Genomic DNA, 12,338 nt, shown 5'->3' on the forward strand with positions numbered 1-12,338 from the left:
CAGACTTCCAGCCCCAGGACTGACATCCATGTTCCGTACAGCCCTGCGCAACGTCCTCGCGCACAAGGCCCGGCTGCTGATGACGGTGCTCGCCGTCACCCTCGGCGTCGCCTTCGTCTCCGGCACCCTCGTCTTCACCGACACGCTCAAGAAGTCCCTCTCCGGCCAGTCCGCCAAGAGCTACGAGGGCGTGGCCGTCTCCGTCACCTCGTACGGCCAGGGCCGGGGCGAAGACGGCCAGAAGGAGGGCGAGCCCGGCATCAGCCAGCAGACCCTCGACAAGGTCAAGGCCCTGGGCGGCGTCGACGCCGTCTCCGGCCGCGTCTCCGGCTTCGCCGGCGTGGGCGACGAGGACGGCAAGCTGATCGGCTCCGGCTGGTCCAACAAGGGCTCCAACTACAGCCCCGTCAAGGACGGCAAGGACCCGCGCTACGCCTTCACCCAGGGCTCCGGCCCGGCCAGGGCCGACCAGATAGCCCTCGACAAGGCGACCGCGGACGCGGGCAAGTACAAGGTCGGCGACACGGTCCGCGTGGCCACCAACGGCCCCGTGAAGGAGTACGGCCTCGCCGGCGTCTTCACCACCGAGGACGGCGCCGTCCAGGCCGGCGGCAGCCTGGTGCTCTTCGACACCAAGGTCGCCCAGGAGCTCTACCTCAAGCCCGGCTACTTCCAGGAGCTGTCGGTCGGCGCCAAGGCCGGCGCCTCCGCCGACCAGCTGCTCGCCGAGATCAAGCCGCTGCTCGACGACAAGAACACCAAGGCGCAGACCGGTGCGGAGCTGGCGCGGGAGCAGGCCAAGGAGATCGAGCGGGGCATGGGCAACATGAGCACCATGCTGCTCGTCTTCGCCGGCATCTCGCTCTTCGTCGGCGTCTTCCTGATCTACAACACCTTCACCATGCTGGTCACCCAGCGCACCAAGGAGCTGGCCCTGCTGCGCGCCGTCGGCGCCAACCGCGGTCAGGTCATGCGCTCCGTCCTCGCCGAGGCCCTGGTCGTCGGCGCCCTGTCCGCCGCCCTCGGCCTGATCGGCGGCATCGGCCTGGCGATCGGCATCCGTTCCCTGATCGGGTCCTTCGGAGCCAAGCTCCCGGGCGGCGAGCTGGTGATCGCCCCGGGCACCGTCGTCGCGGCCCTGGTCATCGGCATCCTGGTCACCACCGTCGCGGCCGTGCTGCCCGCCTGGCGCACCGGCCGGATCGCCCCGGTCGCCGCCATGGGCAGCGCCCACCTGCCGGCCAACGCCAAGTCCCTGCTGCTGCGCAACGTCATCGGCTCGGTCATCAGCCTCCTGGGCATCGGCCTCGTCGTGCTCGGCGTCTCCATGGGCGGCACCGACGGGCGCATGGCCATCGGCGCCGGCTCGTTCTTCATGCTCATCGGCATGATCGTGCTGCTGCCGCTGCTCTCCAAGCCGGTCATCGCGAGCGTCCGCCCCGCCCTGCAGAAGGTGTTCGGGGTCCCCGGCAAGCTGGCCGCCCAGAACGCCGTCCGCAACCCGCGCCGCACCGCCGTCACCGCCGCCTCCCTGGCGATCGGCCTGACCCTGGTCACCACCCTGTCGGTGCTCGGCATCACCGTCGGCAAGGTCGTCGACCGCATGAGCACCGAGAAGCTCAAGGCGGACTACCGGGTCTCCATGTCCGGCGACATGGGCAGCCTGGACACCTCCGTGGCCGAGACCCTGGCCAAGTCCCCCGGCATCAAGGCGGTCTCCCCGCAGACGGCCGGCTACTTCAAGGTCGGCGACGACTTCCGCTCGGCCTCCGGCGTCAACCCCGCGGCCATCGGCCAGCTGCTGAACATCGAGGTCCTCAGCGGTTCGCTGGACAGCCTCGCCAAGGGCGAGCTCGCGGTCGCCGAGAAGACCGCGAAGAACAAGGACCTCGCGGTCGGCTCCACGCTCCAGGTCCAGTACGACGACGGCCAGAAGGGCACGCTGAAGGTCGGCGCCGTCTACAAGGACATGGAGGGCCTGCTCTCCCCGTACGTCATCGACGACAAGGTCCTCGCACAGCACAGCGAGGACCCGTACATCCGCGAGGTGTACGTCAACGTCGACGGCGGGGCCTCCAAGGCCGGCCAGCAGAAGGTCGTCGACGCCCTGGGCAAGAACCCGGCCATCACCGTCGCCACCCAGCAGGACATGCGCAACGAGATGGGCGGCATGATCAACACCATGCTGAACGTCATGTACGGCCTGCTCGGCATGGCGCTGGTCATCTCGGTGCTCGGTGTGGTCAACACGCTGGCGATGTCCGTCTTCGAGCGGACCCAGGAGATCGGCATGCTGCGGGCGATCGGTCTCGACCGCAGCCGGGTCAAGAACATGATCCGCCTGGAGGCCGTCGTGATCTCGCTCTTCGGCGCGGTCCTGGGCGTCGCCATCGGCGTCTTCCTCGCCTGGGCGGTCGGGACCACGCTGGCGAAGGCCATGCCGGACTACGCCCTGGTCATCCCGTACGACCGGATCGGCATCTTCCTCCTGCTGGCCGCCGTGGTCGGCGTCCTGGCCGCCATGTGGCCGGCGCGCAGCGCCGCCCGCCTGAACATGCTGACGGCCATCAAGACCGAGTAGCGGCGCCGGAACGGACGAGGAACAGCGCAGGGCCCCGGGGCAGTCGCCCCGGGGCCCTGCCGCGTGAGGTGGCTACGCGCCCCAGGTGCGCAGCCGCAGCGGGAGCCCCGAGGCGCCGTCCGCCGCCTGCTTCACCGCGAGCACCTGGTTGACCCCGAGCCGGCCGCGCTCGAAGCCGAGCGCGGAGGCCGCCATGTAGAGCCGCCAGACCCGCGCCCGCCCCGGCGAGGTCAGGCGTACCGCCTCCTCCCAGTGCTCCTCCAGCCGCGCCACCCAGGCCCGCAGGGTCAGGCCGTAGTGCTCGCGCAGCGCCTCCACGTCGCGGACCTCGAAGCCGGCCCGCTCCAGTTCGCCGACGGTCGTGCCGAGCGGGGACAGCTCCCCGTCGGGGAAGACGTAGGCGTCGATGAACTCGTCGATCCGGTAGGCCTCTTCATCGGGCTCCGGCGGGCGGGCGATCTGGTGGTTGAGCAGCCGCCCGCCGGGGCGCAGCAGGGCGTGCAGCGTGCGGGCGTACTCCCGGTAGCGGTCGGCCCCGACGTGTTCGGCCATGCCGATGGACGAAAGGGCGTCGTACGGGCCGTCGTTGACGTCGCGGTAGTCCTGGATCCGGATCTCGACGAGGTCGGCCAGGCCCTCCTCCGCGACGCGCTTGCGGGCGTACACCGCCTGTTCGCGCGAGAGCGTGATGCCGGTGACCCGCGCGCCGTACTCGCGGGCCGCGTGCAGCGCCATGGAGCCCCAGCCGCAGCCCACGTCGAGGAGGCGGTCCCCGGGCCGCAGGGCGAGTTTGCGGCAGACCAGGTCGAGTTTGTCCCGCTGGGCCTCCTCCAGGGTGGCGCCGGGGCTCCAGTAGGCGCAGGAGTACACCATCGAGGGGCCGAGCACGTGCCCGTAGAACGCGTTGCCGACGTCGTAGTGATGGCTGACGGCCTGCCGGTCGCGGCCCTTGCTGTGCCGCGGCCCGCCGCGCCGGACGGCCTCCTCGGCGGGGGGCGGGGGCGGCAGCGGCGGTCCGGCGAGCGCGATCAGCTCGCGTACGGCGGCCCGGTGGCCGGGATCGCGCAGCAGCCGGGCCGTCTCCGCCACGGCGGCCGGCCGGGCGCGGCCGGCCCGCCGCGCGAGGCCCTCCAGGGCCGCGAAGGCCCCCGGCCGCGCGGGCGGCGGTAGCGGTCCGGAGCGCGGCGGCCGCTCCCACAGGCGGCCCGCCACCTGCGCCAGCAGGGCGAAGAGGTCGCCCTCCACGGTCAGCTCGCCCGCCACCCACGCCCGGGCCAGGCCCAGTTCGCCGGGCTTCCACAGCATGCGGCGCAGGGCGCGGCGGTCATGGATCACGAGCACGGGCCCGGTGGACGGGCCCGCCTCACTGCCGTCCCAGGCCCGGACGCGCACCGGCAGCGGGGCACCCAGCAGAGTCTCGGCAACAGCGGCCAGCCGCGGCGCGGCGTCGGTCATGGCGCACCTCCACATCTCCGACCCAACCATTTACCCAGCGCGGGCTCCGGGTACGCCGAAGGGGCCGCCCGCACCACGGATGGCGGGCGGCCCCTTCGGGGTCGTGCGGGGTGTCGCGGTCAGGCCCGGGTCAGGAGGCCTTGGCCTTCTGGGCCGGTGCGGCCGCGGCGGGAGCCGGCTTGGCGGCCTCGTAGAACTCCTCGCGCGGGGTCTCCAGCGCGCCGAGGGAGACGACCTCGCGCTTGAGGAACATGCCGAGGGTCCAGTCGGCGAAGACGCGGATCTTGCGGTTCCAGGTCGGCATGGCCATGCCGTGGTAGCCACGGTGCATGTACCAGGCGAGCCGGCCCTTGAGCTTGATCTTCATCTTGCCCATGACGATCATCGCCACGCCCTTGTGGAGGCCGAGGCCCGCCACCGCACCCTTGTTGGAGTGCGAGTACTCCGACTGCGGGAAGCCCCGCATGCCCGAGATGACGTTGTCGCCGAGGACCTTGGCCTGGCGCAGCGCGTGCTGGGCGTTCGGCGGGCACCAGGCGTTCTCGACGCCGGCCTTGCGGGCGGCCATGTCGGGAACCTGGGCGTTGTCGCCGGCGGTCCAGATGTAGTCCGTGCCCTTGACCTGGAGGGTGGGCTCGGCGTCGACGTGGCCCCGCGGGCCCAGCGGCAGGCCGTAGCGGGCCAGCACCGGGTTCGGCTTGACGCCGGCGGTCCAGACGATGGTGTTGGAGTCGACCTCGAGGCCGTTCTTCAGCACCACGTGGCCGTCCACGCAGGAGTCCATGGAGGTGTTGAGGTAGATCTCGATGCCGCGGGACTCGAGGTGCTCCTTGCCCCAGGTGCCGAGCTTGGGCCCGACCTCGGGAAGGATCTTGTCGGCCGCGTCCACCAGGATGAAGCGCATGTCCTCGCGCTTGATCGTGGAGTAGTACTTCGCGGCGTCGCGGGCCATGTCCTCGACCTCGCCGATGGTCTCCGCGCCGGCGAAGCCGCCGCCGACGAAGACGAAGGTGAGGGCCTTGCGGCGGACGTCCTCGTCCGTCGTGGACTCGGCCTTGTCGAGCTGCTCGAGGACGTGGTTGCGCAGGCCGATGCCCTCTTCGACGCCCTTCATACCGATGCCCTGTTCGGCGAGGCCGGGGATCGGGAAGGTGCGGGAGACGGCGCCGAGCGCGATCACCAGGTAGTCGAAGGGCAGCTCGTACGCCTCGCCGACCAGCGGCGTGACGACGGCGACCTTGCGGTCCTGGTCGATGCTGGTGACCCGGCCGGTGAGAACCTCAGCCTTGGGCAGCACGCGTCGCAGCGGGACGACGACGTGCCGAGGCGAGATGCTGCCTGCGGCCACTTCGGGGAGGAAGGGCTGGTAGGTCATGTACGAGCGCGGGTCGACGACCGTGACGGTCGCCTCGCCGTAGCGCATCTTCTTCATGATGCGCTTGGCTGCGTACAGGCCTACGTACCCACCTCCTACAACGAGGATCCTGGGACGCTCCGTGGTGCTCATGGAACGAGTATCCAGCACCCAAAGGGGTGTCGCTCGTGAGCCCCTTCACAAGGGGTCGAGGACCCTCTGCTACACTCCGCCGCCCACGTGATGGACGTCATGGCGCGCAACGGGAACCAAGGTGCCGCGGGAATCGTTGCTCACCCGTCCTGAACTGGGCTCCAGGCCTTCCACCGGACTGGACCACTGGGTTTCGTCCATACCTCTGATACGAAACCCGTGGCGTCCGTCGATCGCACGAATGCATGGAGAAAGGGGCCTGCGGGCCTCCGAAGGGGCTGAAACGCCCCTCCAGTTGACCCACCCGGCCCCTTTTCCTTGTGAAGAACTTCACGAAGTTCATCTGGATCACTGCCCGAAGGGGTCCGGCGCGGACTTCAACGCGCTCGAAGAGGCAGCCGACGAACTGCTCGCACGCGAGGCCCAGGCCGTGCTCGCCGAAGGCGGGCCGACCGTTTCCGTGGCCGAGCTCCTGGCCGACCTGTTCAGCGAACGGGGTGAGGGCGCGGCGTGAAGACGCGTTCCGGTTCACCACCGCCGCACAGCGGCAGCTCCGGGCCATCGACAGGCCGGCCGCGATGCGCATCCTCGCCGCACTGACCGCGCTGGAAGACGATCCGTACCGGGAGGACGCCGACATCAAGGAGCTCACCGGCCCCTCCGGCCTCTACCGGCTCCGGGTGGGCAGTTACCGGATCGCCTACCAGGTGCTGGACGGCGAGCTCGTCATCCTCGTCGTCAAGGTCAGCGACCGGCGCGACGTCTACCGCACCCTCTGAGCCCGGCACGGCGACGGCGCTCCGGGTCGGAGGACCGGAGCGCCGTGTCGTTCAGTGGTGCGGCAGGTCGGAACGCCGCTTGGCGGCCTCGACCTCTTCCGCGGTCTTGATCGCGATGCCGTCCAGGATGTCGTGCTCCGACACGACGACCTCCGAGGCCCCGATGCGCTCCATGATCGCGAGCAGGACCAGCGCACCGGCGCCGATCACGTCCACCCGGCCCGGGTGCATCACAGGGATCGCCGCGCGCTCGGCGTGCGTCGCGGCCAGCATCCGCTCGCTGATCTCGCGGACCTGCTCGTAGGAGATCCGGGAGTGGTGGATCCGCGAGGAGAGGTACTCGGGCAGCCCGAGCGCGATCCCGGCGACCGTGGTCACCGAGCCGGCCAGGCCCACCAGGGTCCGCGCCTCGGCCAGCGGGACGCTCTCGGCCGCCAGGTCCAGGGCCGCCTCGATATCGGCCCGTATGGCGGCGATCTGCGCCGGGGTCGGCGGGTCCGAGACGGCCCCGTCCACCACCAGGTGGCGCTCGGTCATCCGGACGCAGCCGACGTCCACGGAGCGGGCGGCCCGCACGTGGTCGTCGCCGACCACGAACTCCGTCGAGCCGCCGCCGATGTCCACCACCAGGAACGGCCGCTCCAGGTGCTCGTGGGCGGCCAGCTCCTTGGTGGCGCCGGTGAAGGAGAACTCCGCCTCCTGCTCACCGGAGATCACCTCGGGCTCGACGCCCAGGATGTCCATGACGCCCCGTACGAAGTCCTCGCGGTTCTCGGCGTCCCGGGAGGCGGAGGTCGCCACGAAACGCACCTGCTCCGCGCCGAACTCCTTGATGACCTCGGCGTACTCCCGGCAGGCGGCGAAGGTGCGCTCCAGCGCCTCCGGCGCCAGGCGCCCGGTCCTGTCCACGCCCTGGCCGAGCCGGACGATGACCATCCGGCGGTCCAGTTCCGCGAGCTCGCCGGTCCGCGGGTCGTAGTCCGCGACCAGGAGCCGGATGGAGTTCGTACCGCAGTCGACGGCCGCGACCCGGGTCACTCGGACTCCCCCTCGGCCCCGCACGGGGTGACGCAGGGGCCCTTGGCCCACCACTGCGGCAGCATCGCCAGGGCCTCGTCGCCGAACGGGTTCACGCCCGGGCCGGCGGCCAGGGAGTGGCCCACCAGCACGTGCAGGCACTTCACGCGGTCGGGCATCCCGCCGGCGCTCGGGAAGCCCTGGAGCACCTCGATGGCGTCGCGGCGCCGGATGTAGTCCTCGTGCGCGGCCCGGTAGGCGGCGGCGAGCTCAGGGTCCTCGGCGAGCCGGGCCTGCATCTCCTTCATCACGCCGTTGGCCTCCAGCGTGCCGATGGCGGAGGCCGCGCGCGGGCACGTCAGGTAGTACAGCGTCGGGAAGGGCGTGCCGTCGGGGAGCCGCGGGGCGGTCTCCACCACGTCCGGCTGTCCGCAGGGGCAGCGGTGCGCGATGGCGCGCAGCCCGCGCGGCGGGCGGCCGAGCTGCTGCTGGAACGCTTCGATGTCCGCGTCGGTCGGCTCGGTCCGGTCGGTCTGGGGCGGGGGCGTCTGCATGCCTGGAGGAAGTCTCTTCGTTCTCGTGGATGGGTGCTGCGGTGGGGTGCGGGTGCTCACTCGCCCGGGCGGTCGGCCTTGTCGACGCCGTCCCAGACGTTGGAGTACCAGGGGCGGTCCGAGCCGGCCTGGCCGGTCCGGTGCGGCTCCGGGGGCTGGGACCCGGGGTCGCTCATGATGTAGCCGATCTCCCCCGGGCGCAGGAAGTGCAGGTGCCTGCGCGCCTGCTGCTCCGCGTACGCGTCGTCCTGCCAGCGGGCCTTCTCGTCGCGCAGCCGCTCCAGGCGGTCCCGCGCGGCGGCGGCGGACCGCTGCTGCGCCGCGATCTCCGAGCGCTGGGAGACGTACTGGCGCATCGGATACGCGAGGGCGACGACCAGCGTACAGAGGACGAGCACCAGGAGCGCGGCGCGGCCGGTGAGCCGGCTGCGGCGGACCTGGCGGCGCGACTGCGAGCGGTAGACGTGAGCGGCGGTCCGCTCGCCGAGCTGCTTGAGCCTGGTCGCGGTGGAGAAGGTGGAGAACCGATCCCGGTTCCCGGCCATTGATCCGCCTCCCCTGTGTGCGCACTACGCAATACGTCCCCGCACACGGTACGGGACCGAGTGCGGGGACGTACGGAGGCCGGGACCCCGTCTTGGGGATCGGCCCGTGATCAGCCCTTGAAGCGCGGGAAGGCGGAGCGGCCCGCGTACACCGCGGCGTCGTCCAGGATCTCCTCGATGCGCAGCAGCTGGTTGTACTTGGCGACGCGGTCCGAGCGGGCCGGGGCGCCGGTCTTGATCTGGCCGCAGTTCACGGCGACGGCGAGGTCGGCGATGGTGACGTCCTCGGTCTCGCCGGAGCGGTGCGACATCATGCACTTGAAGCCGTTGCGCTGGGCCATCTCGACGGCGTCGAGGGTCTCGGTCAGGGAACCGATCTGGTTCACCTTCACGAGCAGGGCGTTCGCGGAGCCCTCCTCGATGCCGCGGGCCAGGCGCTCCGGGTTGGTGACGAAGAGGTCGTCGCCGACGATCTGGACCTTGGAGCCCAGGCGGTCGGTGATGGTCTTCCAGCCGGCCCAGTCGTCCTCGAACAGCGGGTCCTCGATGGAGACCAGCGGGTACGCGTCGACGAGCTCGGCGTAGTAGTCGGTCATCTCGGCGGCCGAGCGGGACTGGCCCTCGAACTCGTACTTGCCGTCCTTGTAGAACTCGGACGCGGCGACGTCGAGCGCGAGCGCGATGTCCTTGCCCGGGGTGTAGCCGGCCTGCTTGATGGCCTCGATGATGAGGTCGAGCGCGGCGCGGTTGGACTCCAGGTTGGGCGCGAAGCCGCCCTCGTCACCGAGACCGGTGGACAGGCCCTTGGTGTGCAGGACCTTCTTGAGGGTGTGGTAGACCTCGGCACCCCAGCGCAGCGCCTCGGAGAAGGACTCCGCGCCGATCGGGGCGATCATGAACTCCTGGATGTCCACGTTGGAGTCGGCGTGCGACCCACCGTTGAGGATGTTCATCATCGGAACGGGCAGCAGGTGCGCGTTCGGGCCGCCGAGGTAGCGGAAGAGCGGAAGGTCCGAGGCCTCGGACGCGGCGTGCGCGACGGCGAGGGAGACGCCGAGGATGGCGTTGGCGCCGAGCGAGCCCTTGTTGTCGGTGGCGTCCAGGTCGAACATGGCCTGGTCGATCAGCCGCTGCTCGGTGGCGTCGTAGCCGACGAGCTCCGGGCCGATCTGCTCGATGACGGCGAGGACGGCCTTCTCGACACCCTTGCCGAAGTAACGGTTGGGGTCACCGTCACGGAGCTCGATGGCCTCGAATGCACCGGTGGAGGCGCCGGACGGAACTGCAGCACGGCCGGTGCTGCCATCGTCGAGGCCCACCTCGACCTCGACCGTGGGGTTGCCTCGGGAGTCCAGGATTTCCCGGGCTACGACGACGTCGATGGACGGCACGAGCATCTCCTTCTGGGATGTGACGCTGGGTGTGCGGTGGCGTCAGGCCGTGGGATGGCCTTGCCGACTAGAGCCTAACCGGATCCGGGGACTCGACCTGCCGACCGCCCGGGTCCTGGGACGAAAAAGGGACCGAATACCCCTCTTCCGGGACATACGGAGCCGGTTCGGGGAGCGCGGATCGCGTCGGCGCACACACCGCCGCCCGGCGCGTGGGGACGAACGCGCCGGGCGGTGGGACGTCGTGCGTGCCGTTCGGGCTCCTGCGGATCGGGCTCCCGCGGCCACGGGCTCCTGCGGCTAGGGCCGCAGTGTTCAGCTGAGCTTCAGCTTCTGGCCCGGGTAGATCAGGTCGGCGTCCGAGACGATGTCCTTGTTCAGCTCGAACAGCTTCTCCCAGCCGCCCTGGACGCCGTTGGCGTCGGCGATGGTGCCGAGGGTGTCACCGGACTTGACCTCGTACGAGCCGTTGCCCGTCTTCGGCGCGGCCGGAGCCTCGGCGCGCTCGGAGCGGGTGGTCGGGGCCTCGGCGCGCTTGGTGGTGTCCTTCTTCGGCGCGGCCTTCTGCTCGGTCTTCTTCGAGTCGGCCTTCGGCTTGACGGTCTTCGGGGTCTCGGTGGACCCGCCGCCGGTGTAGGAGGAGTTCGACAGGCCCACGCCGCAGTGCGGCCAGGCGCCCTTGCCCTGGCCCTTGAGGACCTTCTCGGCGATGGCTATCTGCTGGGACTTCGAGGCCTGGTTGGCCTGCGCGGCGTACGCCTTGCCTCCGTACGCGGCCCACGTCGAGGACGAGAACTGCAGGCCGCCGTAGTAGCCGTTGCCCGTGTTGATGGCCCAGTTGCCACCGGCCTCGCACTGCGCGACCTTGTCCCACTCGGAGGCGGTCGCGGCGGAGGCGGTGCCCGCGGCCATCAGCGGGGCGGCCACGGCCACACCGGCGACACCGGCGAGCGTGACGATGCGGACGGCCTTGGAGCCGCGACGGTGCTTGCCCTTGCCGGAAAGCAGCATGAGGTTTCTCCTCACCGACGCCTGCGAGGTGAGCTGTCGGGTTCGAGCTGATGAGTGCCCGGCGCTGCGGACCAGCCGCACCGCTTAACCCCAAGCCGGTGGCGTGACCGTCTCTCAACGGCCGCTCCCGGCGCCTACCTTGGTTCCCCCGCTCCTGCCTTCGGCGCTTGCGCGACGACTGTTCCCCCCGTCCGCCGGCAGGATTCGGCGATGCGGTCGAAGGAGCTCGCGGTGGCGAGCGATTCAGAAGGTAGACAGGTCTCTCCCCGATGTTCAACGAGGGACATCGGGGAGAGACGGCCCCTACTTGCGCTCCTTGTGGGGGTGTTTGCGCAGGTGAGGCCGGGGTTTGCCGCAGCCTCGGGGCGGGACACGCCAGTTGACCGGAAGAGACACATGTCTCACTTGCCGATAACCGACATTCCCGCCTTTTCGGGCTGCTCAAGTGCCCTTATTGCACGGTTAGATCCAGATTCTGACCAGGCTTGATCAGGTCGGCGTCCCCGCCGATGACCTGCTCATTGGCCTGGTAGAGCTGGTTCCAGCCGCCCTTCACGCCCTTGGCATCCGCGATGGCGGCCAGGCTGTCACCCGCCCGCACCGTGTACGTGGGCACCGACGGCGCGTCAGACGGCGCGGCCGCCTCGGGGGCGGGCTCGCCGCGGTGCTTGCCGCTGCCCTCGGCCGGGGTGGCGTCCCCGGCCGCCGGGGCCGTCGGGTCCGCCGAAGGCTGACCGGGGGTCGCGGGCGCGCTCGGGTCCGCCGGGACGGCCGGAGTCGTCGGCGCGACCGGCGTCGTGGGCGCGGCCGGGTCGCCGGGGGTCGCCGGGGGCGCGGTCGGATCGGCCGGGACGACCGGCGCCGACGGGGCGTCCGGCACGGGCATGACGGGCAGTCCGACGGACGGCGCGTCGGGAATCAGGTACGAGGGGGAGCCGGACGGACTCGGGACCACCGGCCCCGTCGCGGTCGGCGCCCCGAAGTCGATGGCCGGCCGCTCACCCGCGCGGGAGGGCACGGTGTCGTCCGGGCGGGACGGGGAGGGCGCGATCGTCCCGGAGGTGCCGGGCAGACCGGGGTCCACCGCCGCGGCGGGGCCCTGCCGGTCCAGTCCGGCGGAGGTGGCGCACAGCGGCCACGCCTGCGGCCCCTGCGAGGCGAGCACCCGCTCGGCCACGGCGATCTGCTGGGACCTGCTCGCGAGGTCGGCGCGCTCGGCGAAGTCGAGCCCGCCGGCGTTCTGCCACTGCTCCTGGGTGAACTGGAGCCCGCCGTACGAGCCGTTGCCGAGGTTGGCACTCCAGGTGCCACCGCTCTCGCATTCGGCGACCTTGTCCCACGTCGACGTGTCGGCGGCGGAGGCCTGGGTGGCGGCTAGCAGCGGCAGGGCCAGCGCGGAGCCAGTGACGCCGGCTGTGACTACCAGCGCGGGGACCTGGCGGGGTCGTCTGTGGCGGCCGTTCCCGGAACGCATGAAGGTGCACCTTTCGCATAACGG

Annotated in this window: 11 protein-coding genes and 1 riboswitch; of the genes, 3 read left to right on the forward strand and 8 right to left on the reverse strand. The window is 71.1% G+C overall.

The features are described from left to right. Positions 1–28 precede the first annotated feature (28 nt). On the forward strand, positions 29–2,581 hold the full coding sequence (locus AC07DU_RS06665; RefSeq protein ID WP_479109982.1) for an ABC transporter permease: 2,553 nt from the start codon (positions 29–31) through the stop codon (positions 2,579–2,581). A gap of 72 nt (positions 2,582–2,653) precedes the next feature. On the opposite strand, the gene AC07DU_RS06670 is transcribed toward AC07DU_RS06665, so the two are convergent. Together AC07DU_RS06670 and AC07DU_RS06675 are read right to left on the reverse strand one after the other, a co-directional pair. Further along, the gene (locus AC07DU_RS06670) at positions 2,654–4,036 is read right to left on the reverse strand and encodes a class I SAM-dependent methyltransferase (protein ID WP_479028380.1); all 1,383 of its coding nucleotides are present in this window, start codon (positions 4,034–4,036) and stop codon (positions 2,654–2,656) included. A 130-nt stretch (positions 4,037–4,166) separates the two neighbouring features. Further along, a complete protein-coding gene (locus AC07DU_RS06675) occupies positions 4,167–5,543 on the reverse strand; it encodes an NAD(P)/FAD-dependent oxidoreductase (protein WP_360891547.1) in 1,377 nt (458 codons plus the stop codon). Between the two features lie 295 nt (positions 5,544–5,838). On the opposite strand from AC07DU_RS06675, the gene AC07DU_RS06680 reads away from it, so the two are divergent. Continuing rightward, positions 5,839–6,057 carry a hypothetical protein gene (locus AC07DU_RS06680; RefSeq protein ID WP_479110448.1) on the forward strand — a complete coding sequence of 73 codons (219 nt, stop codon included), beginning with the start codon at positions 5,839–5,841 and terminating at the stop codon, positions 6,055–6,057. Next, positions 6,041–6,322, forward strand: coding sequence for a type II toxin-antitoxin system RelE family toxin (locus tag AC07DU_RS06685; RefSeq protein WP_479109985.1), 282 nt, complete (start codon positions 6,041–6,043; stop codon positions 6,320–6,322). The genes AC07DU_RS06680 and AC07DU_RS06685 overlap by 17 nt, the downstream gene beginning before the upstream one ends. A gap of 51 nt (positions 6,323–6,373) precedes the next feature. Here AC07DU_RS06685 and AC07DU_RS06690 read toward each other — a convergent pair whose 3' ends face one another. The 6 genes from AC07DU_RS06690 to AC07DU_RS06715 form a co-directional block, all read right to left on the reverse strand. Continuing rightward, the gene (locus tag AC07DU_RS06690; protein ID WP_479109987.1) at positions 6,374–7,360 is read right to left on the reverse strand and encodes a Ppx/GppA phosphatase family protein; all 987 of its coding nucleotides are present in this window, start codon (positions 7,358–7,360) and stop codon (positions 6,374–6,376) included. After that, positions 7,357–7,893 carry a DUF501 domain-containing protein gene (locus AC07DU_RS06695; protein ID WP_360891538.1) on the reverse strand — a complete coding sequence of 179 codons (537 nt, stop codon included), beginning with the start codon at positions 7,891–7,893 and terminating at the stop codon, positions 7,357–7,359. Before AC07DU_RS06695 ends, AC07DU_RS06690 begins: the two co-directional genes overlap by 4 nt. Before the next feature lie 56 nt (positions 7,894–7,949). Beyond that, positions 7,950–8,438, reverse strand: a complete 489-nt coding sequence (locus tag AC07DU_RS06700) for an FtsB family cell division protein (RefSeq protein ID WP_360891535.1) — start codon at positions 8,436–8,438, stop codon at positions 7,950–7,952. Positions 8,439–8,548: 110 nt separating this feature from the next. Further along, on the reverse strand, positions 8,549–9,835 hold the full coding sequence (eno, locus tag AC07DU_RS06705; protein ID WP_469424532.1) for a phosphopyruvate hydratase: 1,287 nt from the start codon (positions 9,833–9,835) through the stop codon (positions 8,549–8,551). Between the two features lie 309 nt (positions 9,836–10,144). Then, positions 10,145–10,840, reverse strand: coding sequence for a transglycosylase family protein (locus AC07DU_RS06710; protein ID WP_360891531.1), 696 nt, complete (start codon positions 10,838–10,840; stop codon positions 10,145–10,147). A 3-nt stretch (positions 10,841–10,843) separates the two neighbouring features. After that, positions 10,844–11,016, reverse strand: a riboswitch (cyclic di-AMP (ydaO/yuaA leader). A gap of 275 nt (positions 11,017–11,291) precedes the next feature. Beyond that, positions 11,292–12,314 (reverse strand): transglycosylase family protein, encoded by a 1,023-nt coding sequence (locus AC07DU_RS06715; protein ID WP_479109989.1) that lies wholly within the window; start codon positions 12,312–12,314, stop codon positions 11,292–11,294. Positions 12,315–12,338 lie beyond the last annotated feature (24 nt).

This window comes from Streptomyces sp. NPDC045695 (assembly GCF_056432025.1).